Here is a 26,476-nt window from a genome sequence, read left to right on the forward strand (position 1 = left end):
TAACTAACTTAGTTCTCTAAATATAACTCTTTTGTAGAAGTTATATGAGGCTCTTTAATTTCTCTAAAATCTATTTCTTGTTCTAACACAATTGCTGCTATGCTTATTAAGACATTTATTCCATGTGTGCTATCTGGGTTTTTAATTCCTAAATACATCTGCTCAGACCAAGAACTTCCAACCTCAACATTTGCTGCTATAATATTTTCTCTTGTACCAATAGGAAAATGCCTAAAAGCTCCTTTATTTAAAAAAATACTATTATTAGTATGATCTAATAAATACACATCACAATAATTTGCTCCTGGAGGATTACCCAATTGTTCAATTGCAAATCCTAAAGTTCCAGTTTCATCAATTAATTTACTTAAATCTGCAACTAAATTAATTTGACTCGATGTACTTTCTACTTTTGTATTATCTCTAAAAGAAGATACTGTATAATACCATTTTAAAGTATTAATAGGTAAATTAAAAGGTAAAACTACTCTAGATTTTCCGCCTTTAAACATGGCATTAGAACCACTATTCACATAGAAATGTTGGTTTGTATGAATATCTTTCACCTTGTAAGCTTCGCTTTTAACAAAGCGTTCTTGTCTTGTTGTATAAGTCGTATCTGTTAATGTACGTTCTTTAACTGTTGTATTAAATGAAATTAAACCTTCCGTTGCAGGAATTCTATCTATTTTAAATTTACAAATACGTCTTGCTAATGACGAGTTTTCAAAATTAAAAATATAGATCCCTGTTTGCTTTATGGTTATCTCTTTTTCTTCTATTTTAATGATATTAAACTCTGAGTAAACTTTAGAGGCACGATACTCTAAAACTTCAAAGTTTTTTAACTTTTTCCCTCTTTCTTCGGAATAACTAATAATTATTTTATCTCCTTCTGCAAAACCATACATCATTTGATATGTTGACATGGCTGTCATTCTAAAATTTAAATCCACCACATTTATGGGATTTGTTTCTGCTTTTAATTGGATTGAAAATGTAAGTAATAATAGTAGGTAAATTTGTTTCATCTTTTATATTTTAAAGCCTTAATTTAATTTAGAAATAGAATCCTTTATTGCGTTTTCAAATTTGGGTAAATTATTAATGATAAACTCATTCATTTTCCCCCAATCATTAGGTTCAAATAAATTAACATCTTGCAGTTCAAATTTAATACGGCTCATTTTATGTTCTAAAAATTCTTGCCAAACTAATGGTTTACCAAAAGTATTCTCAATTAACTCTTTATCTTTTAGTAACTGATTAAAATAGTTCTTATTTCTTTCTTTGTTAGATGAAGATATATTTAATTCGACTCTTACATACGTACCTGTGACGGCTAACAAATAGGATAAACCACTAATTCCCGCACCTGCGCCTATCCAATTATCTTTTGATGGGCTAATATTCTCAAAAAGCGTGGTGTCTTTTATAAGCGGTAACACTTGTTGCCAATACTTTTTTCTAATAGAAAAACGACTTGGTTCTGTATCTTCACTTTTATATCTTACGATTAGCTCATCTTCAAGTTCAAACAAAGTCAATAATCGTTTTAAGATATTAAATTTTGTTCTGCTATCAATATTATACTCCACATAATAACCATTTAGTATTTCGCCTGATGCTCTAAAATCATCTGGGTTTCTAGTTATTTTTAATACATCTTGGTTATTAAGAAGAAGCTGCGTATTTTTTTTGTACAAACTTTTTATAACATAATAATACATGTTAGCAATAACATTTTCTTCAATCTTATTGTCTTCAAAAATAAAATAGTCTAAGTTTTTATTTGTTGGACTCTCAGCTACAAAAATATTTTGCTCTACTGTAGTGTTGATATCTGGTATTTCCGCTTTTGGATATTCCCAAATCTTTAAAAACCTATTATAGATAATTTCAAAACGCACTTTATATTCTGCAATATTCCAGTTGTCTAGTGTTTTCAAATGAGCGTTTAACCACAATCTACTAAATTGGTAGCCTTGTTCTCCTCCATTCTTATTCATGTCTTTTTTCTCTAAAAAGACTTTATTGCTTAACGCTCCGTTATTGCCAGACAATGTTAAGTTGGCAATAGTATTTAATCGTTTTTCTTTAAAGGTAAAGTAATCTTCTTGTGAGAGTGATACACTCCAATCTTCATGTGGGTTTCTTGGAAAAATATGTTCTATTGTAATGTTTTCGTTAGAGGTATCTACATATTCGCGATTGTTAAAATTCTCAATCATTTCGAACATGTAATTTCTATTCTTTGCTTGAATGTTATATAAGTCTCTATCCTTTAAAGCGGTTCTTAAATCTTCATCTGTTGGGAATTTAGAACTTCCTCTTTTCTTAATTAATGAAATTTCTATAGAGTTATAATAATCTTCAACATCTACATCTGCATACAACGCCATAAAGATTTTGTTTAATGCACTTGTAGGTAATCCCACAATAAATCTTCGCCAGGTATAGCTTTGTATAAGCTTTAGTATTTTAATTAGCTCTTGCTTCTCTATAATACCGTTTTCCTTGTCTTCAAACACTTGAAGCAAAAACGGAAATGCTACATTTATTTCTAATCTACTTATATATTCTAATTCTTTTCTAAGGTTAGCATCTGCAACATGGCTTGGGTTTATAAAACGTTTATAATGCGCAGATAATGATTTTATATTTTCTAATTCTTGTTGATAGGCTTCATCTTTCTTGTTTTGATAAAGCTTTTTAAACTCTGCATATACCTTATTTTTGTTAGGTATCTTTTTGTTTTTTAAAGTCAAATAATCTCTAATATAATCTGAAACCATAGACTTTTGCTTTACTAAGTCTTTGGCATTTTCTTCTATAGGGTTCCATATTTGCTCAAACACACGGTTTTGGTCTTTGGGCTCTAAATCCATTAGAATAAAATTTCTAATTAAATCGGATTGTGATAACTCTAAACCTGTAGAGTTAAGACTCTCAAAAATACGTTGTGGATCGTCTTTATCTCTTTCTAAAGAAATCTCAACAAATATTAAGCGTTTTAAACCATTTTTAATAATCTCAAAAGTGTCTTTTGTAATTATGGTTCTAAAGAAATTATAATTTTCAATCACATTAGAATAACCACCAAATTCGTTTTCTGTAGCATTCATTATGGCTTTAAAGGCTAATGAGTTTTGGTCTGTTTGTTTTAATTTTAACTTGCTCGATTCTTGCTCTACATATTGGTTGGTTAAATACCAATTATAAAGTCTTTCAGCATCGCCTCTTAGGTTATTTTCCTTCGCAAACCTGTACAAAGCAACATATAGAATATTAATTGTAGTTAAACGTTGTTGACCATCTATTATTACCAATTCTTTTACTTCACTTGTACTATAAACACCTTCATGAATGAATACAATACTACCAATAAAATGTGTACCTCTTTGGTCTGATTCTACAGCAATAATATCGTTAATTAACTCTTTACACTCCTTTGTACTCCAGTCGTAATTACGTTGATATACTGGTATTACAAACTGTACATTAGATGCTTGTAAAAACTTATTAATTGGTTCTTCGGTTGCTTTCATTGGTTATAGCGTGTTTTATTTAATAGTCTTTTCTGGAATGTTTAACTCAATATTATAAGTTTTACAAAACGCTGAAAAATCTTGTAATTGTTTTAAAGCATCATCTTGTGTAAAGAATTTTTCTAAAGCATAATTCTTAAACACTAAAGTATTATCTTCTGAAGTACCTTCGCTTGCTTTTGTAGATGCTGTCATAGTATCAAAAGATTTATTCAAATCTCCTGCAACCAATATTAATTCTGTTTTTGAATCTTCAACTGCTTTAAACTGTTCAATTTCTAATGCATGTATTTTATTCTCCTCTGTAGACTCGTAAAAACCAGAATCGTTTTTTAATATTACCGAAAATTGGATTGGGTTTTTATCGTCTTTACCTTCAAATCTAAAATCATAGCAATACATATATATCCAATCCCAAGCCCAATTATTTAAACTAGTACCTGCTTTAGAACTAAATAATGGTCTTCCTTTTTTATAGGGGAAATCATAGGTTTCACCAATAAACTTCATTAAGTCTAATATTCGTCTTTGGTAATCATATAATAATCTGTACGCTTTACGGACTTCTAATGTTAAATTATCTTCCATACTTTTTTGTTTTAAAACTATTTATGGCTTTAGTATTTATATTATAAATTTCACAATCTTGTAACCATAGTTTTTGATGAAAGCCATGCATGGCAAATGCATTAATTATATCCTCTAATAGAAACAAAGTAGGTTTCTGACTTGGTATGTTTTGCTCTAAGTAACTTTTATAAATACCATCTACACTTTTTAGTAAACTCGTCCAATTTGTTTTAGATTGTAATACTTTAATACCTGCAATATTAAATTCTTCTTTTACACAAGTATCAATCAATCCACCAACCTGTAACAAATACACGGTATTCTCTTTATCTTCATACTCATTTAAATACGCCTTAATTTCTTTTTTTAATTGACCATCCGACTGTTGATTACTGTCATTACGTTTGGCCTCTATAATTAAATCAAAATCTTTAAAACGCATAAACAAATCTGGCTCAACATATTTACTATTATTAGCATCATACTTTCCTTTTGCTTGCCATTTTGCCCAATACTGCATTTCTAAAACTTCACCACAATAAGATGGTAATTGGTCTTGGTGTAAGGCTTGTTTTAAAATGTGCCAAAACAAATCTGTTGGTAAATATTTGAGTAAATCAAACACAGATGCTGTTAAACTATCTTCGCAGATAGTTAAACTTCCCTTACCGTATTTGAAATAGGATATCATTTTTTACCAAATAGATTATTAATAGTTGGTAATATTATTGCTGGTAAGCAACCTCTACGAACTGGCACTAAAAATTTACTCCTAAAGTCTTCATCTATAAAAGACAACTTATCTAGTTTCATTTGTTTAAAATTATCTTTCAATTTAGTGTTAGGTAAAACTTCATAGATGAATAACCAGAATTTATCGAATTCAACTTTACTTAAATCCTCTGCTTTGGTTTTGAATACTCTTACTCCACCTCCTTGTTTTAACGTGTATAAATACAATAAAAGCATAGCCATACAATCTTCTCTATCTAAAATTTCAGTAGTATAATATTTATCTAATAAAATATCATATTTTAAAGCTAAAAAGAGCACATAACTTGTTGCTTCTGGAATATTTTTTTGAAAACTATAATCTAAAATATCATCTAAAAGTTCTTTAATTTGCGCTTTTGAATAATTAAAAGGTTGCAATAAATACTCATCAACATAAGGCAATAAATATGGATATAATAATATTAAATGATGTAATCTTTTAAAATAAAATGTTCTTGCATGAGCGCCTAAATATTTACTTGAAATTATTTTAATAGCATAACTTAAAATTGCTGAATTTTCTTTTTCAGATTTCATTAAATCAAGCGTTAAATCTAAAAACGAACGCAATTCTGCTATTTTTAAAACGTGCTTACCTTCTTTGGTTACTATTTCCGGGAAGTGAAAAGCTTTAAGTTTACGAAGCCAAGTTTCGGCTAATGAAAATGGCAAAGTTAATATTTCAGATTTTTTATGATTTAGTGATAATTCAAACTTTTTTAATTCTATTGACAAATCAATAAAAAACTGTTCTGCATCGTTGTATGTTTCTACATAACACGTATAATCATCGATGTATCTTGTAAAGCGATATCCTTTGTTCTCCATTTCTAAATCAATAGCCACTAGAACAATTTCTGATATTAAGTTTGAAGTATGAGGACCAATTAGAATTCCATTGGTTTCATTATTTTTAATTTTACGGCTTAATTCGTCGTATTTGTTAAACCATTCATTTTTAAAAGCAGGCTTCGATTTTAATTTTGCTTCTTTTTTGCCAACTAAAGCCCAAGAAATTGAATGTGAATAAATGCTAGGATAACAATTAGAAATATCTGCTTTTGCAATAAAATTACTTCTAATTAATAAATCATTTTCTGGAAAACCATCATCATCAAAATTTTTATAATTCATTTCGAATAATGAATGTTTGTCTATCATTTTTCTTAAATGAACTCTACTTACTTTATGCGTTTGGTTTTCTGTTTTGTCCTTAAAGTAATTTTGCGTTTTACTCCATTCTTTAGCAATAAACTGACATAAAAGAGCGTAACCAAAAGGATGAGGAATAGCCAACAAACGAGGAACATTAATGTTTCTCATATTTTCATAACTCACATAATCATAATTCCTTTTGGTATTAAACACTGGTGTATTAGTTACAACATAGTCATAAAATGGCTTACTGGTTAAAAAAGGTGGTATTTTGTTAGGAAACAATCCATAACCTAGTAAACCTTCAAGAATTTCAGCATCAATAAAATCTGTAATATGTTCGTGGTATGACTTCATAATCTTAAACTACTTCTGTTTTAGTTTCTAGTCTTGACATTTTGGAAAGAAGTAGATTCAAAAGTACTTCCAGTTTAGAATTAATATTTGAATTTAATACTTTAAATGATTGTATTGAAGCAATTTTATTTTCAAAAAATTCAAGTATATCCTCATTTGGAATCTCTTTAGATATTTCGTGTATATCATTCCGATTTAAAGTAGGTACTGCTGAACCTGCTCCAAGTTCTTTTAAATTAATAGTTCTTAGAAAATATAAAGAATAAAAAGGTGTAGCTTTTTTAAATTTTTTAATATAAAGACTTGTATTTAAAGGCCAACAAGGTTTATCGTAATAGAAAAGCTCACCTAACGAACCACTTCTTCCTGTGATTATAGTTGGCTTATCAAACTTGAATTTATTATGATATTCTGCAATTCCTGTTGATGCAAAAATTGGATATTTCCCTTTAATTCTCAATCGAGATGGTAAATCGTGACCTCTTTGAAAAGTAAACATATCACCTATGACACCTATTTCCCAACCCAAAGGAATCTCCAAATCCAATTCCTCATTATAAACCATCTCACCACCAGAAGATTTATAAGGTTTACCTTCTGCATTAGGAAACTCAAAATCTACAAACCAATGTTTGTACAAGGCTTGTGCAGTCTCTTCTAATTTTTGGTTTAGGTTTTCGTTAAGTTTTATACGGTTGACAATGGTGTTGTATTCTGCTACTATTTCGTTTTGTTTTTCTATGGATGGGATTGGTAGTTCTACTTCTCCTAATTCGTCCCATTTAAAACCTCCTCTAATTGCACTATCGCATCTAAAATCTGCATATCTATCAAATTCAGGTCTTCTAAACCACATCATTAAATATTCTGGATTTAGAATAGTTTCATCAATTACTTTAAAAACTGTGTAAGCAGGTGATACAATTATTAAATCATCACTATTTTGATGTACGACAGGTAATCTGTGCACTCGAATAACTGACATAAAATCACAAGCAAAATGATTTTTAGGCACCAATTTATACTTGGATAAATCTACACCAACAATATTAGAAGTAGAATCTCTAAATTCTTTGGTCATACTTAACCCTTTAAGGTTAGTTGTTTCTAGATTCCTGTTTCTTATGTCAACTCTAGTTATGTAATCGCCAAGTAATTTATAATTTGATTTCATAACCTAAATTTTTAAACACGTTTAGTAATTCAGTTTTAGATTGTGCTTCTTCTTTTAACAAGTCTGCAAATTCCGTTTGTAAAATTTGCATCTTCTCCTCAAAATTGATGTTTTCGTCACGGTTTACAAACTCAATATATTTACTTGGCACAAGAGAATAGTCTTTTTTCTGAATTTCTTCAATAGAAGCCGAATAACAATATTCTGGTATATCTTTATATTCTTTTTCATTTTGCTGCCAATCGTGATAAGTTTCACTAGCTCTTTTAATTTCATATTGAGAAAACTGAATGTATTTTTTTTCAAAAGGAATACCAACCTGTCTTAAATCCATAAATAGAATTTCGTCTTCTCGGTTTCGGTAGTTTTTTTCAACATTGTTAAGCTTTACTTGACGCTCTTTTTTATTGTTGTTAATAATCCAAAGGGTTACCGAAATATCTGTGGTATAAAACAAGTTACGTGGTAGGATTAAAATAGCTTCCACCAATTTATTTTCGATCAGTTTTTTACGAATGTCGTATTCGGTTCCGCCACCAGATAAAGCACCATTGGCCAATATAAAACCAGCCACTCCGTTTTCTGAGAGTTTAGAGACCATATTCAATATCCAACCGTAATTGGCGTTACCTGTTTGTGGTACCTCGTAACCTCGCCAACGTGGATCGTCTAATAACTCATCTGAGGCTCTCCATGCTTTTTGGTTAAATGGTGGATTTGCCATTATGTAATCTGCCTTTAAATCTGGGTGTTGGTCTTTGGCAAAGGTGTCTGCTGGTACATCGCCTAAATTGGCAGATATACCACGAATGGCAAGGTTCATTTTTGCAAGCTTGTAAGTGGTAGCTGTGTATTCTTGCCCATAAATAGAAACGTCTTTTTTGTTACCGTTGTGGCTGTCTATAAATTTCATAGACTGTACAAACATACCACCAGAACCACAGGCTGGATCGTAAATTTTACCTTTGTAAGGTTCTATAAGTTCAGCAATAAGGTTAACGATGCTTTTTGGGGTGTAGAATTCGCCTTTACCCTTACCCTCTGCTATGGCAAACTTGCTTAAAAAATACTCGTACACGCGACCAACTATATCTTGTTGTTGGTCTTTTAGCGTGTCTATATTGTTAATGGTATCTAGTAAAGCAGCTAGTTTACTCACGTCCATATTTAGGCGTGAAAAGTAATTGTCTGGTAAGGCACCTTTAAGCGATGGATTGTTTTTTTCTACGGTGTATAAAGCGGTATCTATTTTTAGTGCAATATCGTCTTGTTTGGCATTGGCAATAATGTAGCTCCAACGGGATTCCTCAGTTAAGTAGAATACATTATTTTGAGCGTAAAATTCTACCATGTCGATAAACTTTTCTTTACCATCATCAATTAATTCTTGACGACGCTTTTGGAATTTATCGCTGGCGAACTTTAGGAATATTAAACCGAGTACAACGTGTTTGTATTCTGAGGATTCTACGGTACCGCGAAGTTTATTTGCCGAGTCCCATAGGGTTTCTTCTATGGATTTTGTTTTTTTTGTGGTTTTTTTGGCCATTAAGTGTATTTTTTGAACTTTAAAAATAGGTTTAATTATAATGTTGTTCAAGTAATGTACTACATTACTTTTTCAGCCAAATATTTCTGTACTTCGTAAACATCAATACTCTTATTAAACTTTTTACTTACCGATGGGATGTCTTCGCTTGAAATCCATATTTTTAATTCGGCATCTAGATCGAAAGTACCTGATGTTTCTAAAGAGAAACGAGAAATACTTTTATAGGGCATTGACTTATATTCTACTTTACTGCCCGTAATTCCTTGCACATCGATTAATATTAAGCGTTTGTTGGTAAACATAAACACATCTCTAAAAAGTTTGAAGCCTAATTCTATTTGTTCGTTAGCGGTTAATAATCGTGCATATTTTGTAGTTAATTGTTCGGTAGAGGCTTGGCTTGCGTTACCTAATATTTTATTTAGTAGTCCCATTTCTAATTATATTTTATTCTTCTTCAAAAAAGAAGTCATGAATTTTTATAATATCTCCTCGTCCTATTTGAACGAGATCTTTTGTTTCTTTTAAGAAAATCCCTAAGGATCTTTCATTATATAATAATTTCATTTCAGAAGAATAATCTGTAACCACATACATATCTCCTTCTAATTTAAAGAAAGGAATGACTAGTTTGCTTTTTACTTTCACACCCTTGTTAACTACTTTACCTTCTTTTAAAATAGAAATAATATCACTCTCATTACTTTCGCTTGATGCTACTTTCACATAAGCAACCATCATGTTCATCCACTCAGTATCATCAATGAGATACCATTTTACTTTTTCGAAATCAATACCATATTCACTAATCCATCCACGACTAGTAAAACCAAATAATACTTGCTTTTTCCCATCTAATTCTGGTTTATCTCCTGCCGTAAAGGCTTGTATTTTGAATGAAATCACAGAAGTTGAAGACATATCTTTCACTTTTTTGCCATCAAAATCTAAAGTTTTTAAAGAAAAGCTTGAAAGCTCAGGCTTATTAGTTAATACCCATTGTGTAGCAGTGAGTTCGGCTTGTTCTTTCATTTGCTCTACAGCTGCCACTCCTGCTCCTATAGCCAAAAGCCCTCCTAATACAGCCTCTGCTCCATTATTCTGTGAAGCACTTAGTTTTGGAAATAAAAATGTAATTGTAAAAAGGCAAAAAGCTAGTTTTTTCATTGTAAAGTTTTAATTAATGCATAAGGCTTGAACTACTTCTAAAAGAAGTAATTAAACAGCTAACATACCTTTAAATTGAATACATACATTACGGATTTCCGTAGAGTACATAAATTATTAATGTTATTGCATCTGCAACTAGTATTTTTAGTCTTACGTTTATAACGCTTCTCTGCTTGAGTCTTACCTGTACTTTGAGTAGCTGTAGCTTTAAGAAGGCGTTTATTATGTGTTTTAGGTGTTATTGCATTGTTTGCTGTAATTTAAGCTGACTCTTTTATTTCTTCACTACTCATATTAAGTTATTTTTTAAATTTGTATCACAAAAAGGACATTATATGCATTTATTTGCTTTATTGACCTGTTTATAGTACATTTGAGTATGGAAGATAAATATTACGGTTATTCCGATAAAGAGTTAATACGAAAATGGGGAGAAAAACTTAGCTCATTACGTGTAAAGGCTGGATTATCTCAAACTGAATTAGCCCAAAAAACTGGTATGAGTAGAAGTTCTATAGCAGGTATTGAAAAAGGGAGGAATTTCTCGATAGCTTCACTAATTTCAATTTCTCGATCACTTGAATTATTGGATGAATTTGAATTCTTTCTAAAAAATGAAGCGTATGAATTAACTCCCATGGAAATTTATGAAAAAGAAAAAAAGAAGAGAAAAAGAGGAGGATATAAAAAATGAATCTATTAGAAGTAATTATCTGGAAAAACCTTGTAGGCGTACTTATTTGGAATGAAACAAAAAAAACAAGCACTTTTGAATACGCAAATAGTTTTATTCGAAGTGAAATTGAATTGTCTCCCATAATAAACCCTACATCAAAGAAAATAATCTCTTCTGTTCAAAAACTAGAGTATTCTAGTGACGGTAGTTTAGTATTTAACACAAATAAAGGGCTTCCTCTCTTTATATCAGATTCATTACCTGATAAATTTGGTACTGAATTATTCTCAAAATATCTCGAGAAAGAAGGTAGGAACTATAGAGATCTTTCACCTATAGAAAAATTAGCTTATATAGGAAATAGAGGAATGGGAGCACTTGAATTTAAACCTGCTAAACATAAACAAACGCGTACTAAAATATTAAACTTAAAAAAACTAAATGAACTTTCAATATCACTGCTAAAAAATGAACCTGTTGCTAATATTGATGATATGGCAAACCTTTTCCATATAGGAACATCTCCTGGAGGAGCTCAACCAAAAGTTTTAATTAATATTGATAAGAAGACAGGTGACATTTATAGAGGTGACAACTTACCTTCAAAGAATCAAGATAGTTGGATTTTAAAATTCAATAGAGATATAGGTTTAGACTCTGATAAAGAAAGAGGTAAAATCGAATATGCATATTACCTCATGGCAAAAGAATCTAAAATTATCATTATGGATTCAGAATTAAAGGAATTTGAAAATGATTATTACTTTATGACCAAAAGATTTGATCGCATTGATGGACGCAAACTTCATACTCAGACTTTACACGCATTTGCTGGTATGAATTTCAAATTGCCCAACACTTATTCTTATGAACAAATATTTACCATATTAAATAAAATGAAATTAGACTATTCTTCAAAAGAACAATTATTTAAAATAATGGTTTTCAATGTAATTGGTCGAAATGTAGATGACCATACTAAAAATTTCGGATTTAATATGAAAGAAAATGGAGAATGGAATTTATCTCCAGCATATGATTTAACATTTAGTTATAACGAAAACTTTAATAGAATTACGCCACATTTTCTCTCGATAAATGGTAAAAATAAAGACTTTACCTTAAATGACATTCTTCATGTAGCAGAAGAGTATTCTATCAAAAATCCAAAAAGAATAATTAATGAAATAAATCAAAGTTTTCTCAATTGGAGAAAAATTGCGAAAGATTTAAATATTTCAAAAAAGACCACTGATTATATAGCCAGTAAATTAAAAACCATTCCATATAAAGTAAAATAACTACGTGTATAATCAATTGCTAGTTCTGTGTGTACTCAGAAAAACCTACGAATTTTCCTTTAGTTCGTTTTTGTTTACTAACATAGTCTTAGCCAGCCCGATTGAACCATATACGAACATGATATCTGCATTAGAATTTGCTTTAGTAATTTATCGTGTATGTTCACAAATGCTACAAGCAGTGTAACCTAATGCTATAGCTTTATCAAAAGTCAATTCTTTTTTAGAATATTTTACTTTACTGCCAGTGACTCCATGAACATCTATAAGTATTAAGCGTTTGCTGGTAAACATAAACACATCCCTAAAAACTTAAACAGAGTTCTATGTTGAAGCTTGACTTGCGTTGCCTAGTATTTTATTTAGTAGTCCCATTGTCAGTTTTTCTTATTTAAGCTAGGTTCTTTTTACAACTAGTTAAATACCTTTTTTGATTGTAACATATTCTCCTAGTTTAACTCCTTTATTGATTTCGGCAAAATATGTTTCTGATATCTTAGCTGCTTTAGCAATTTCTTTCTTATTAAACTTACTTTTTTTAATTTCTTGGGCGTATTTGATCCCGAAGACATGTATCATTGCTGTTTTATGCCCTTTTGGTGCTTCTTCGCACATTTTATTTAATGCTGCTCCTAGTTGGTTTATCGTCATGTTAATTTTATATTTAAATTTAAAAGTTTAATTAGCTGAATTATGAATAAAGATTAGAGCTCAATCGGAAATATTTTAACCTCCTGAGGGAAATTTAAAATAATATTGGGATATTTTATTGTGGGAAACCGTAATAATGAGATTATATATGAGAGAAATTAATTCTTCATCATGATTTCAATCATTTCAGCCCATATTTTGTATTTATTTTCAAATTCAGGTACATAATTTTTATATAAGTCTGTTATGACCTTAATATCATGTTGAATTTTAAAAATTTTATTGAGTTGATTTAGCACTAGGCTTCTTTCCCCATTATCCATTCCGTTTTCATCTAAATTAGGAATTTCTAGATTAGGCATTTGCTTTTTAAAACATGTTATCATTTCTTGTAAAGCGCCACTGCTAATTAATTTAAAGGAATTGTTCTCTATTATGTAATAATCTTGATAGAACTCATCACAATCCAAAAACTTAAAACAGGCATAACATGTATAAAAGTAATTAACGCGACTAAACACTTCAAATGGATAATTTTCGATGGTCACTGAATCTCCATCACGCAAAAAAGAATCTGCAAAAATGAAATAATTATTAGTTTGGTCATATATATACGCACTTACAATTGTGCAACAATGTGCACCGCCTGAATAAGATTGTGTAAACAAATATTTATTTTCATTTATTTCTACAAATGTATGAAATGAAATACTTTCATTTTCATTTAAAAACTCATTAATTTCAAGAATTTGTTTCACTCCGTTTTCTACCTTTTTAACGAAGTAATCATTGTCGTTTTGAGTAAATGCTGAATTACAAAATAAAATAATAAGAACTTGAAAAATTGTTTTTTTTAAGTACATAATAATACCAATTTTAGTTTAAATCAATAGTAAACTCTAAATAAACAGGTAAATGATCAGAAATCAGTCTTGCTGCTTTTAAATTTTCGCAAGCCCTTATGTAATTTAATACACCAGAAGTCTTAAATTGTAATTCCTTGGAATAATAAATATTATCAATACTGTGACTAAGATACTTCCCAAAAGCACATTTACGCTTTAGTGTCGTTTTAGAGTTTTCAATTGCTGATTTAAAACCACTTTGGTATAAATCATCCCAAATTTCATGTTTTTCATTTAAGTTAAAATCTCCTACGATTAATAGCTTATCTGTATTTAATCGTTCTTGATAATTTTTAAAATGAACAATTTCTAATTCAGGATTATCGTCGTGCTTTCGTGAGTGAAAATTGACAACATGAAACTTATAACCTGTACTTTTTTCCTTAAATTCTGCGATATACGGTTCTCTAACTATTTCTTCAGCTAACTCCTCATCTAAATAAGCGCGTCCTTGCATATCTATTTTACTCGTTTTCCATAAATAAGCATAGCGTTCACTCATATAAGCAGATGGACTATTTGTTGGATCACTTATTCTGTAATCCCACTTTGCTCCTTTTCTATTTAGCTCATCGGCAATTTGAGCTACTTTTTGAGCACCAGCTGGATCTTTGGCTACAACTTCTTGAATGGCTACGATATCATAATTTTTAAGAACATTTACGATGAAAGCAATTTCAGTGTGGTCTTTAGATTGTCCTAGGTCTTGGATGTTCCAAGTGATTAGTTTTATACTTTCAACGCTCTGAGATTCTAAGTTATTTGAAAAGTTAAGAAACGTAAAAAATAAGCCTAAAAAAAGTAGTTTTCTCATTAACTAAAATTTACAATTATATTCATATAAAATTTAAAAACATATTAAAATTATTCTTGAAACATATAGTCTTGAATTACTTTATCCATATTAGCAGGTAAGTTAGCTAATTTAATCTCAAATTGTTTGACGTTCATTTGTGTTAACCAATCCTTCCAGTATTTAAAAATAACATCTTGTTCGTAATCATTTTTCTTATTTGGATTTATCCCCAAGACTAAAACCTCTAAATCCTTTAAATCATCTTGTCTGATTATAAAACCGAAATTCTCAGTTTCCATTCTCTCTTTCCAATTTGACTTATTAAGCTTATTATTACGAATTTCTTGTGGGGTTAAATAAGAAGATAAATTTTTTTCTTTAATTTTTACATCCTCATGAAATAAATAACCATCGGTTAAAATCACCAAAATATTTCTATAATCTTCTTCAATACAAAAATCTTCGACTTTATTTTTAAAAAAGCCCCAAACATCTGAACCAACATAATTATTATCATTTATTGCTGAATGATAAATCTCCTTAGCAATACTATCATATAAATTCGAAGTCTGCTTAATATATTCTTTCTTTGCATTGTCTTTAGTAAACGACATATTTAATAATTGCATTTTACTATTTAGTTCTCCATCCCCAGGTTCGGGCTCTATAAACAATTGAATATGGTCCTTAATTTTAATACTCTTTTTGTTTCTCAAATGCCACTCAAAACTTTTCACTACAGAGTGTATATAGCCTAAATCTCTTTCATAATATTCCATCGCAGGGTTAGGATACTTAATTGGATTAATTCTATCAGATAAATCTAAAAGGATACTTACATTTAAATTGGGTCTATTGGATGAAAGTTTAATTGTTGGTTCATCGATTTCTAGAGGTAAATCTATATTAACCTCTTCTTTATCCTTTTTACATGATAATACAGTTACAATAATTAAAAATATTAAAACTTTAATTTTCATCTCTTGTTAGTTTGTTATTTTATATAATCTTCCTTCGTAATCTTCATTATCAATATCATGTTCTTTTAAATGTCTTAATTCTTCTTCTTGACATTTAGATAGCAATTGCTCTCTTCTATTTAAGCCATCAAAATTATCTGCGATAGCTAAAAACCATCCCTTTACATATTCTGCATGGTAAGTCAAATAGTGTTTATTTGAAAAAACAAATCCATCAATGGTACGTTGTAAATCAACTACCTCTCCTTCTAATCCAACTATTTCTTCTTTAATTGGATTTAATTTTTGAATTAATTTAGAAATATTTAATTCACTATTTCTAATATCCTCCCTCTTGCTCATGATAAAAGTTTTTATCTTATCAAAATTGTCGTATTCTTTCATAATAAAATCAAATACTAATCCCCAAATTATATATACTACAAATCCAGCAAAAATAATTCCCCAAAACTCAACTGTTGAAAATGCTATAGACAAGTCGAAATTTGGAGAGTCTGGTGTTTTTTGAATTTCGTATATTTTTTTTTCAATTTGATAAGCCAATATAGCATCAAAAACAAATGTTACGGCGAATAACAAAGTTACTTTCACATAAGAAAGCCAGTTTTTATGCTTTAAAAACATATGAACCAGATAACCTAAACCCATGAATGCAAATGGAATTGTAGCTACAAACACACCCTCTAACCAACCGTCTAACATCGCTTTAGAAAGTGAGTTACCGTCAAATATTGCAGCAGATAATTCATCTGTATCAAAACTTTTAAAAAATGCGGAGAAAGATGCAGATATGTAGAATACCAGTAAATAAAAAGTAATAGGAATTAGGACAGCTAAACCAAGATAAAATTGTGCTTTTGGTTTCTTATCAACTTCTAACCCATACTTTTCTGGCACTCTTTTTACCTCTACCATATCATTTCTAAGTACAATAATTTTTTGCTCAACTGCTGCAATAGCCTCCTCTAATAAACCGAGTGCTGTTTTTCGTTTTTTCAATTCAGTCTCTACTCTACCTTTTTCATCTAAATAAGGTGCTTTCAGTTCCTTTTGCAAATTTTCATTCTCTCTACATTTTCCCTTATAATCCATATAAACATTTTCCAAACATGCTTTAAATATTTTAGCATCGCCTTCAGCTTGCTTGGAAGATCCATACCCACTCTCAAAAAAGGTTAATTTGTCACTCTTAATATCCTTCTCTTTATCAACTAGTTTATTATCTGTCTTTAACTCTTTATTTTTTAGGGTGAAAATTTTTTTTAATGTACTCATTGCTATTCTTTTAAAAGTTCTACAAGTTTATACTTAGGTAATTGCTCCTTTGCATGAGACAATAGAAATTTTGATAACTCTTCAATATTCTCATCTAGAAAACCAAATTTCAGACAATACTTTCTTAAAGTTATTCTTTCGTCTTCTGTAACAATGTTATCTGCCCATATCATCAAGGCTAAATCATATAAATATTCTATTTTTTCTTCTAAGCTCTCTGGGACACATGTATTATGAGAGGGATTTAGAAGAATATTATCTAATTGATCTTTAGTCACACCTCTTTCTTCTGCAAATCTGTATAACATTTGCATTTCTAAAACATCAAAATTATCATCTGAAAAGGCCATTTGATATAGTCTTAAAAAATGACTTTTTAATTCGGTTGAAATCATATTTTTTTTATTTACTTCAAACTTAAATCCATTAAAAGATATAACCTTACGGGAAACCATAATTACAAAAAAAAAGAGGCTCACAGTGATGCTTGCCTCTTTTCAAATTCTCCCTAATTTGATGATTAATATAATAACCACACAATTTTACATAAATAATTACTAGGTATTTTACTGTTTCCCGTATTCGTATACTTCTTTTTTAAATCAACCCTAAATCCTTAACAATAGCCACGAGATGTATAGCGTTATTGGCTTTAAATTGAATACGTAGTTTATTTAGTTTTTTCTCAATAGAACTTAAGCTACTCGGAGATATATTATTATTTTTAAGAGAAACACTAATTTCATCTTGAGATAAACCATTGGAGAGAAGTTTGAGGAGATTTATATCAAAATCGTCTATTTCTAAACTAGTTTTTTTACTCAATGCAGCTGCTACTTGCGGAGACACAAAGATATCTTCATTATGCACTGCCTCTATAGCTTTCCCTAGCTCTATTAAGCCTCTTCTTCCTTTACATACATAGGCATTTGCTTTATGATCATTCATTAAAAGTCTTACTTTTTGTAAACGATCTTCTACCGAGTAAATAATTATTTTAAGTTCTGGATATTCTTGTTTTAAAGCTATAACAAGCTCTTCTCCAGATCTAAAATTTTGTTCTCTATAATCTTTTACAAATGATAAATCAGTTATCAATAAGTCATATGGTGTTTGATCTAAATATCCTTTTTTTATTTTTAAATAGGCATCATCACAGTACTGTACTTGTTGAACTGTTTTAGCACGCATACTTTCTAAAACGGTTAAAACCCCTTGATTAATACTACCTAGATCATCGGACACTAAAACTTTATTAAACATAGCTTAAATTAATATATTTACTTGAAAACCTTTATTATTGCTTGTTTCAAAAGTAATTGTTCCATTTATAGATTTTATACGGTTTTCCGTATTCTGTAAACCATTATGCTTTTTCAGGTCACTACCTATTCCATTATCCTTATAATTGATGCTTATTTTCTTATTTACATTATTAAAAAGCAGAACCACAATAGATGCTTGGCTATGCTTTTTCATATTAGTCATTAATTCTTGTAGTACGCGATAAATTGCTATTTTTTTTATTTCAGAGAGAGCTTCCCAATCAATCGTTCCTATATCTTTAGTAATAACTTGTACAGTATTACTTTTATAACTTAACAATAAATCTGCTATTACAGACTGGAAGTCTTGGGTCGTATAAATAGCACTTGTTTCCTTAGAAATATCTCTCGTTTTTGTATAAATACTTTCTAAATCATCTAAAACGTCTTCATTCTTATTTGCATTATCTTGCATTTTAATCATCACCTGATATACATCGTTGGCTACTTCGTCATGAACCTTTTTTGAAATTCTAGTTTCGGTGTGATACACCTCTTGAAGTTTTTCTTTTTTATGCTTTGATCGCATATAAATAACAACAAAAACTGCGGAAACGAGAATAAGAATTCCAACAAAAAGATAGGATGATTTTAGTCTTTTCTGCTGCTCATTATCCAATTCAATTGTTTTTAACTTCAGTTCATTATCTTTTGCTAACCGTTCTTGTTTTTCAAATCCATACTTTTTTGCTGCATAACTGTTTTGAAGATTTAAGTTCACATCATTTAAACTATCCATCAACTTAGTATAACGTTGAACATTAACATTCGTATTGAGCTGCATCAACAATGATAATGATTCACGTTCATACGGAATATTCCCAATAGATTTTGCCAATTCATTTGCTTTAACTGCATAGTTATTAGCATTTTTATAGTCTTCCCTATCTTGATAATACTCACTAATTTTTAAATAGCTGTCACATATGCCATTATTATAACCAACTTTCCTTCTTAATAATAATGCTTTTTTCAAACTATCTAAACCAGAAGAATTATCCAATTTTGATAAAGTCATTCCAATATTATTCAAGGATCTAGCTATCTTTTTTTTGTCACTTGTAATTAAATTAGTTCTGTGTACCTGAATAAAGGTTTCTAGAGCTTTTTGATAATTTGTTTGTTCATAAGAAATAAGTCCTATGTTATTAAGAATAGTATTATGATGTTTAGGATTTTGCTGTAATTGAAGAGCCACTTTGTAATACTTTAAAGCACTGGGATAATCTTTTAATTCATTATAAACACGACCTAAATGATTATTTAAACCTACCCTATTCTCTAATGTAACAGCGTTTTCAATACTAAAATTGTCATTAAATTCTAGAGCAGATGCTGCTGTAGACTCACTATCATGCAATAAGCCTAAATCAAACTGTATCATTGCTTGATATCTCAAATTATAAATCACATTTAGCGTGTCTTTATTCTTTAAACTTCTTTCGTTACGCTGTTTAAAAAACACATACGAATTTGTGAGATCTTCACTAGTGTCTGGTTGAAAGACCAGTGTTCTATAATAAGATAAACTGTCTACCTCTTGACCATGTACGATATTAGTTGAAATCAACATGATTGCATACACGAAAAAATAAAAAAAGAGGAATGAAAATTTACATGACTTCATTCCTCAAAAATATAACTATTTTTAGTTTTCTACTATAGTCCTGGAGGATTCGGTGGTGGTGGCGGAATATGTTCTCCCTCATCACAACAAGCCTGAGGCTCAAGTTCATTTACAATTTCGTCTGGTGTGCAAGATGAAAAATTGACTCCAATAAAAAACAATGCTATTATGTATAATAATTTTTTCATAATTTAAAATTTTGCAAAAGGATGACTGTTTGAGAGTTCTCAAATTTTGTTAAAAGCCATGCTTTTAGATTATAATTTCAGTGATATTGGGAAGTAAGAAAGCGTATAGTAATTGTTAAGTAATGCTTCCCATTTTTCAATGCATAACATCTCACTTTACGGTTTTCCGTATTAATCAACTTAATACTTTAGTTATGTTAGCTAGCCATAACTATAATTGATTATGAAGCAAATAAAAGAAGATTAATTTTTTAAGAATGGAAAGTTATAAGTAAGTATATGGTAACCATTTGGAAAAATAATTCCATCAATTTTCCACTAAAAAACTTTAACTTGAAAAACAAAAAAACCAACTCAAAATGCATAAAGAAGTAGTAATTGAGGCTTTTCTAAAAGCTAAAGAAAACGAAGAAAAAAAAGGTATTAGAGCGCCTTCCAATCATCGATTATCTATAGTTCTATCAGCTTATATTACTGAAGAAATGAAATTCTCTTTTGGAGAAAGAAGTTTAAAAAACTACTATAATGACGCACTAGAATTCGAAAATACTAATGAAGACATCAACATTTCCCATCTTAAAGTTCTTAACGGTCTTTGTAAATATTTGGGCTATATAAATTATGAGGATTATGTTTTAAGTCAGAAAAAAGATGATCATAAAGAAGAAGATGATATCACATATATAAATGAAGATGGAGAATCTACGACAGTTACTAAAATAAAAAGTAAAAGATTATTTGCATGGTTTAGTAATGCTTCGGCTTTTAATAAATTTTTACTATTATTCATATCTACTATTACATTAGTAATCATAATTTTTACTATAGGTATTATCATAGGTGAACAAACAAGATGGATGGTATGGCAAGAAGATCATTACGTCGAAGTCGATTTTGATACAGAAAAATATAAAGTCAATCAACTTAAACTATATAAAGAAGATCGCATAAACCTATTTAAAAAAGTATCTACCGACTGTAGTGAAACAAAATTTTTTAATAATGATGGTAGTGTCAATATTTGGTATGGGAAAAACAAAAATAAGGAATTAGAGTATTTCACTGATCTTGGATTACATCCAGAAACAGGAAAAACACTGAAACCCATTACTCAATATATGATTAATAAATATATCTGTAATTAATTTATATTATTACTAACAAAAAGTGAACACGATCAATAATAAAACAAAAACACTTTTTTCAGGTAGTTAGAGACTAAAAATCGGCTTAAATAAACTCAATACTTATTGAGACGTAGTTCTAATATATGATTGATATAAAATGATTCAAATATGGTATATTCAAGTTAAATTAGCAGGGAAAACACTAATTAAGACTCTAAGCTTTAAGTAGAATAATTATAGAAGCACACAAATATTGTAATAGAGGTTTAACAGAATTATCCTCTTTCAAACCTCAACTTAGGCAAAACCACCTTATATTCTTTATCCTCATCTCTATCATACCAATACACCAAATAAGCCACATTTCCGCATGATAATTGATAACCACCTTTTATGAAATTGTCATACTTTTTTGACATAAAGGCTTTTGAAAACAACAATACATTTCTACACTCATTATTTGCTAATCCTAAAGCCTCGTTATCAGCAAACTGAACAATGTTTTTTATTAGTTCCTCGCCAGATTTAAGAGTCCTAATTACATTTACTGTTTTATGATACTTTTGAGACTTTAAATAAATGTCTTTATGTCCTAATATTAATTCGAAATGTTTTGGCAGTTCAGTTGTGCCCTCAAATTTAATAATACTCAGTTCTTGAGTATTAAAGTCATCAAAAAAGTTTGAATTACAATGAATTTGTAAACTAAATTTCGCTCTAGAACAGCCTACATATACTACTCGCTTTGATTCCGCATTGCTGAAATCATAATCCTCTAATAGCAAATACACATGATCAAATTCTTTTCCTTTAGACTTATGCATGGTAGCTATTATGATAGCATTAGAATCTGGATCAATAGCATCTTCCATTCTAATTTCTCGAATGTACTCATACCAATCTATAATCTGTTTTTGACTTTTAAAATTTAATTCAAATTTTTCAATAATTTTCAAGCAAATTTCAAAATGTATACTTGAATTATGCTCATTTATAAAATGATCTTTGGCTGATTCCCACTGATTATTAAATATTAAACCTGCATCATTTATATTAAGTTTAAGGTTATTTGTAAATGTTCTTAACTCATATAGATGATCTAAACTAAATCCTTCCAATCCAGTAATAAGTCGTGTTCTCTGACCTAGTTCTCTTAAAAATGTATTTAACATTAGGGCTTGCTTATTCGTTCTAACGAGTATCGCTCTTGTTCCTGCATAATTATCTTGAACAACATGCTCTGCTAATGATTTTTCGAGATAAGAGGCGTGATACCGAATAAGTTTTATATTAGATGTTGAACTTTTTTCAATAGGCTCTAATTCAAGAGTTTTTAATCGGTTCGGTATTTTTTGAAGTAACGTATTATTAAAGGTCACAATATGAGAATTACTTCTGTAGTTTTTAATTAAAGCGTATAGTGTGGCATTATACTTCCTTTTAAACTCCATCATGTTTTTATTAGACGACCCTCTAAATCCATAAATATTTTGATCGTCATCGCCTACAGCAATCACTCTAATGTTTTTTGCTTTACTAATTATAGTTTGCACAAGTTGCCACTCTACATCATTTACATCTTGAAATTCATCTAGAAGCAATACACTTTTGTTAATAATAGACGAAATATCAATCTCTTTATTATGAATAGCTGTTATACAATCTTGAATAACATTTTCTGATTTTTTTAAATCTCCTAATTGCCCTAATAGCTGAAAGCAGAATCCGTGAAACGTGGTAATCTTTATAAGTCCAGAATATTCTGGCACTAATTTTCTCGCTCTCGCTCTAAATTCTAATGATGCGGCTTTAGAAAACGTAAGCATTAAAAATTGCTCTGGTTTAATATCCTCTAAAAGCAATAAGCTAGCTATTTTATGAACCAGCACTTTTGTTTTACCACTTCCTGGTCCTGCTAAAACTAAAATATTATCAGATTTATTATCATCAACAATTTTGCGCTGATCAACATCTAATTCTCCTGCTATTTCTCTAAATCGTTCTGGTGTTAATGGTCTGCTTATTTCCATTTTACGTCTAGGAAAATATTTGGCTATAAATTCTTCATAAGGCTGACTGAAATAATCATTAACATAGGTTAAGGCCGATTCGTAATTTTGCAGCCTGCGTTTAGCATATTCTCCTACAATATGTATTTGTTGCGTTTTGTGGTTATAGTGTTGCCCCATTTTATCGAAGTTCTCTAACGTGAACCTTGGGAGAGAATTATCAATCTCTTCAATATTTAACTTGTTATAAGACACCATAAATCCACCTTCCAACTTTATTGATTTTATCTGATTTAAAAACAATAAAGTTTTCTCATATCGCTTAATATCTTCTTCTTTTATTTGTCCGAATAATTGATTTGAATTTTTAAGATCTAACATCGAAAAACTTACAGGCAAATCTTTTTTGTTTTCAGTTATTCGTTTTTTTTCTTGCTTTAAATAAAACTTCTCGAGTAACTCATAAACATCTAATGTTAAATCATGCCTCCAACTAATATCATCGTTTAGTGACTGGTAACCCCTTATTTTAATCTGGTATAAGTCATTTTCTCTATCCACACGTTTTTTAGAAACAAAACCTCTTATTTCCCAATAGTTGAGAATATTCCTAAGTTCATGTATTTCAGATTTTACCTCCAAATCATTAATAGTTTGATTTAGCTGTCGCATAGAAATTTTAATGTCATTTTTTAAAACCTCATGCATTGCCTTTTCAATTTTCCGAAAACGCTCTAATGTTTTTTTCGAACCTTTTTCAGATTGAGTTAGATTTATAAATGCTGTTAAATCCTTAGCATCTCCCAATATTTTAAGATCTCGTAAGATATCAATGACATTTCGAATTTCGTATAGGTTTAACCCTGTTCTGTCCGCTAAATAATCAATTCTACATTCATCATCTTTAACTATTCTTTGAAGAACTTTTGAACAATGTTCTATTTGCTTTTCAGTTATAGTTTTACTTTTGTGGATTTTTTCTAGAGCTTTACCTAAATTAGGAACCAATAAGCTATCAGCAAAAACTACAGAAGAATTCTGCTTTCGTTTTAAAAACCCTTGATCTTCTAGCGCTGCAACTGAAGTCCTAACTCTTGTTTCTAATTCTTGTATTTCAGTATCCCAACCTGCTCTTTGAGCAATTTCTAAGGCAGAATTACTTATTTTTTTTGTGGTTCTATATTTTGATAAATTCTTAAGCGCTTGCCATATTTGCTGAATCTCCTTCTGATTGATTTTTGTTTGCTGTAATAAACTGAAATGCTTATTTAAATCCTGTTCATTAAATAGAATGTAACACTTTGCTTGAATTTTTTCATCTCTACCAGCACGTCCAGCTTCTTGAACATAATTTTCTAAAGAATCGGATATATTATAATGAATTACAGATTTTACATCGTCTTTATCCACTCCCATACCAAATGCAGATGTTGCTACGATGATATCTTTATCATTCTCCATAAACCAATCCATGTGATCTTTCTTTACATCCTTATCCAGCTTTCCATGAAAATAAGTAGAATTGAATCCTGCCTCTTCTAATAAACCATGTATCTCTTCTACTCTTTTGGTTCTTGAAGCATAAATAATTGCAGGTTTTTCACAATCATCTATCAACGTTAGTAAGGAGTTCATTTTATGTTTAGGGTCTTGAACATCTATGACTTCATACCTCAAATTGGTTCTTCCAGCTCTCGTAACAAATTCGTTTAAGTCTAGATTAAGCTTTGCTTTAAAATATTTTTTAATATCCTCTATAACCTGTGGCTTTGCAGTAGCTGTAAAACAAGACACAGGTATTTTTCCATATAATTTATCCTCTTCCAGTCCTAAGATAAAATCTGTTATGTACAAGTAGTCTACTCTAAAATCTTGTCCCCAAGATGAGAAACAGTGCGCTTCATCTATAACGAATCGAGCTATGGAGCGCTGTTTTAAGATTCTCAAAATTGTGGGTGAACGTAAAGATTCGGGAGAAAGATATAAAAGTTGTACATCTCCATCTTCAACTCTATTTAGAGCATCTTGTCTTTCTAAAGGTGATAATAATCCATTAATTGCGACTGCCTTAGTAATATCAAATCGTTTCTCTAAATTCTCTACTTGATCTTTCATCAAAGACACTAATGGTGAAATGACTACGGTTAATTGACGAGACAAAGAACCTTTCATTAAAGCTGGCAATTGAAAAGTCAATGACTTCCCTCCTCCTGTAGGAAATACAGCAACGAAAGAACTTGAAGTTAACCCTGCTCTTACCGTCCTTTCTTGTATGCTCACTTCTTCATCTGGATCAAAACTTCTAAAATCCTCATAGCCAAAGTAGCGATGTAATGCTTTTTTAGGATTTAAATTAGAATTACAGTATTTGCAACTTTCACGACCACAAAACTTAAATCTAATGTCATTTAAAATATTCTGGGCTTTAGGTTTTGTTTTACTCACCCAATAGGATAAAACAGATTTATCTTCTTTAGTATTAATTAAGGCAAATGCGTACGCTAATTCAATAGGATAATCACTTACAAATTGAAAAATATCAGCGCTATCACAAATTTTATTTTGAAATAAATTAGCTATTTCAATAACTGGATTAATATTAGTGCTTTGAAAATTCATAACATCTAAAAAACCAGAATAGGCTTTAAAACCAGATAAAAGACTTGCGTAGATTTGTTGTATGTTTTTCTCTAGCTCATGAAATCGATTCAATTCGTCAATCAACAATTGTTTAGTTAATTTACAATCGGACAATGGATTATTATAATCACTATCATTTACTATTTTATAACCTTTTACAAGTTTGTGATAAGGATTATCAGTAAATAATAATGGCGACCAAAGTAGTGTGTCAATTATTTTTTTATACTTGAAAATTTCATTCCCTAATACATTTTCCAATAAAGGAATATCGTGAGCAACTATATTATGTCCACAGATATATTCTGCTTGATTAATCCAGTCTTCAAGCTTTGAAAGTTTACTTTCATGTAATTCTTGTCCATGGAAAAGAGCACCAACATCTTTTATTTTACCCTGTTTGGTGGTTTCAATGTCTATATATAGAATTTTATTGATCATAATTTCGAGTGATTATAAAAAGCAACCACTCTATTCATGGAGTTAAAATTAGCGACTTTGATAAAGCATGTTAAAAATTCTTATCAATTTAAAATAATTATCACAAACTGCGGAATCACAATTCAGTAATGAAAATATATGCTAATAATTTATGAGGGAGAGCTTAAAGATAGAAAAAGCTCATACGCTACAAAAGGAAAGTTGAAATATTTTCTATAGTTTAGTATTCGAGTTT

22 protein-coding genes are annotated in these 26,476 nt (G+C 29.8%); 3 read left to right on the plus strand and 19 right to left on the minus strand.

Annotated elements, in window-relative coordinates; genetic code table 11:
- Positions 1-8: 8 nt before the first annotated feature.
- From TD29_RS12295 to TD29_RS12335, 9 genes are read right to left on the minus strand one after another with little or no spacing between them, the layout of a single operon-like run.
- Entirely contained in the window at positions 9-1,031 is a 1,023-nt protein-coding gene (locus TD29_RS12295; protein ID WP_040281026.1) for a hypothetical protein, read from the minus strand.
- An 18-nt stretch (positions 1,032-1,049) separates the two neighbouring features.
- On the minus strand, positions 1,050-3,548 hold the full coding sequence (locus tag TD29_RS12300; RefSeq protein ID WP_040281027.1) for a DUF4268 domain-containing protein: 2,499 nt from the start codon (positions 3,546-3,548) through the stop codon (positions 1,050-1,052).
- A gap of 15 nt (positions 3,549-3,563) precedes the next feature.
- On the minus strand, positions 3,564-4,136 hold the full coding sequence (locus TD29_RS12305; RefSeq protein WP_040281028.1) for a hypothetical protein: 573 nt from the start codon (positions 4,134-4,136) through the stop codon (positions 3,564-3,566).
- Positions 4,126-4,809 (minus strand): hypothetical protein, encoded by a 684-nt coding sequence (locus TD29_RS12310; RefSeq protein ID WP_040281030.1) that lies wholly within the window; start codon positions 4,807-4,809, stop codon positions 4,126-4,128. Before TD29_RS12310 ends, TD29_RS12305 begins: the two co-directional genes overlap by 11 nt.
- A complete protein-coding gene (locus TD29_RS12315; protein WP_052467097.1) occupies positions 4,806-6,404 on the minus strand; it encodes an RNA-directed DNA polymerase in 1,599 nt (532 codons plus the stop codon). Before TD29_RS12315 ends, TD29_RS12310 begins: the two co-directional genes overlap by 4 nt.
- 4 nt (positions 6,405-6,408) lie before the next feature.
- Entirely contained in the window at positions 6,409-7,578 is a 1,170-nt protein-coding gene (locus TD29_RS18240) for a restriction endonuclease subunit S (protein ID WP_040281031.1), read from the minus strand.
- Positions 7,562-9,127: a type I restriction-modification system subunit M gene (locus TD29_RS12325; RefSeq protein WP_040281032.1), complete on the minus strand. Its 1,566-nt coding sequence runs from the start codon at positions 9,125-9,127 to the stop codon at positions 7,562-7,564. The genes TD29_RS18240 and TD29_RS12325 overlap by 17 nt, the downstream gene beginning before the upstream one ends.
- A gap of 59 nt (positions 9,128-9,186) precedes the next feature.
- Positions 9,187-9,564, minus strand: a complete 378-nt coding sequence (locus tag TD29_RS12330) for a PH domain-containing protein (protein WP_040281033.1) — start codon at positions 9,562-9,564, stop codon at positions 9,187-9,189.
- Between the two features lie 13 nt (positions 9,565-9,577).
- Positions 9,578-10,297, minus strand: coding sequence for a hypothetical protein (locus TD29_RS12335; RefSeq protein ID WP_040281034.1), 720 nt, complete (start codon positions 10,295-10,297; stop codon positions 9,578-9,580).
- A gap of 382 nt (positions 10,298-10,679) precedes the next feature.
- Between TD29_RS12335 and TD29_RS12340 the strand changes: the two genes are divergently transcribed.
- Both TD29_RS12340 and TD29_RS12345 read left to right on the plus strand, forming a co-directional pair.
- On the plus strand, positions 10,680-10,994 hold the full coding sequence (locus TD29_RS12340) for a helix-turn-helix domain-containing protein (RefSeq protein WP_052467098.1): 315 nt from the start codon (positions 10,680-10,682) through the stop codon (positions 10,992-10,994).
- A complete protein-coding gene (locus TD29_RS12345) occupies positions 10,991-12,277 on the plus strand; it encodes a type II toxin-antitoxin system HipA family toxin (protein WP_052467099.1) in 1,287 nt (428 codons plus the stop codon). The genes TD29_RS12340 and TD29_RS12345 overlap by 4 nt, the downstream gene beginning before the upstream one ends.
- A gap of 150 nt (positions 12,278-12,427) precedes the next feature.
- Here TD29_RS12345 and TD29_RS18825 read toward each other — a convergent pair whose 3' ends face one another.
- The 9 genes from TD29_RS18825 to TD29_RS12385 form a co-directional block, all read right to left on the minus strand.
- Positions 12,428-12,577: a PH domain-containing protein gene (locus TD29_RS18825; RefSeq protein ID WP_262501114.1), complete on the minus strand. Its 150-nt coding sequence runs from the start codon at positions 12,575-12,577 to the stop codon at positions 12,428-12,430.
- Positions 12,578-12,694: 117 nt separating this feature from the next.
- The gene (locus TD29_RS12350; protein ID WP_040281036.1) at positions 12,695-12,928 is read right to left on the minus strand and encodes an HTH-like domain-containing protein; all 234 of its coding nucleotides are present in this window, start codon (positions 12,926-12,928) and stop codon (positions 12,695-12,697) included.
- Positions 12,929-13,086: 158 nt separating this feature from the next.
- Positions 13,087-13,791 carry a hypothetical protein gene (locus TD29_RS12355; RefSeq protein WP_040281037.1) on the minus strand — a complete coding sequence of 235 codons (705 nt, stop codon included), beginning with the start codon at positions 13,789-13,791 and terminating at the stop codon, positions 13,087-13,089.
- Positions 13,792-13,804: 13 nt separating this feature from the next.
- Positions 13,805-14,647: an endonuclease/exonuclease/phosphatase family protein gene (locus TD29_RS12360; protein ID WP_040281039.1), complete on the minus strand. Its 843-nt coding sequence runs from the start codon at positions 14,645-14,647 to the stop codon at positions 13,805-13,807.
- Positions 14,648-14,697: 50 nt separating this feature from the next.
- Positions 14,698-15,609: a hypothetical protein gene (locus TD29_RS12365; RefSeq protein WP_040281040.1), complete on the minus strand. Its 912-nt coding sequence runs from the start codon at positions 15,607-15,609 to the stop codon at positions 14,698-14,700.
- Between the two features lie 6 nt (positions 15,610-15,615).
- Complete coding sequence (locus tag TD29_RS12370; RefSeq protein WP_040281041.1) at positions 15,616-16,884, minus strand: hypothetical protein; 1,269 nt, start codon at positions 16,882-16,884, stop codon at positions 15,616-15,618.
- A gap of 2 nt (positions 16,885-16,886) precedes the next feature.
- Complete coding sequence (locus tag TD29_RS12375) at positions 16,887-17,339, minus strand: hypothetical protein (protein ID WP_241485271.1); 453 nt, start codon at positions 17,337-17,339, stop codon at positions 16,887-16,889.
- Positions 17,340-17,481: 142 nt separating this feature from the next.
- On the minus strand, positions 17,482-18,129 hold the full coding sequence (locus TD29_RS12380; RefSeq protein WP_316931858.1) for a DNA-binding response regulator: 648 nt from the start codon (positions 18,127-18,129) through the stop codon (positions 17,482-17,484).
- 21 nt (positions 18,130-18,150) lie between these two features.
- Positions 18,151-19,782, minus strand: a complete 1,632-nt coding sequence (locus TD29_RS12385) for a tetratricopeptide repeat-containing sensor histidine kinase (RefSeq protein ID WP_040281044.1) — start codon at positions 19,780-19,782, stop codon at positions 18,151-18,153.
- 601 nt (positions 19,783-20,383) lie between these two features.
- On the opposite strand from TD29_RS12385, the gene TD29_RS12390 reads away from it, so the two are divergent.
- Positions 20,384-21,169 (plus strand): hypothetical protein, encoded by a 786-nt coding sequence (locus tag TD29_RS12390; protein WP_040281046.1) that lies wholly within the window; start codon positions 20,384-20,386, stop codon positions 21,167-21,169.
- A gap of 257 nt (positions 21,170-21,426) precedes the next feature.
- Here TD29_RS12390 and TD29_RS12395 read toward each other — a convergent pair whose 3' ends face one another.
- Positions 21,427-26,241, minus strand: a complete 4,815-nt coding sequence (locus tag TD29_RS12395) for a RecQ family ATP-dependent DNA helicase (protein WP_040281047.1) — start codon at positions 26,239-26,241, stop codon at positions 21,427-21,429.
- Between the last annotated feature and the right edge of the window lie 235 nt (positions 26,242-26,476).

This window comes from Psychroserpens damuponensis (genome assembly GCF_000826655.1).
Taxonomy (GTDB): Bacteria; Bacteroidota; Bacteroidia; order Flavobacteriales; family Flavobacteriaceae; genus Psychroserpens; species Psychroserpens damuponensis.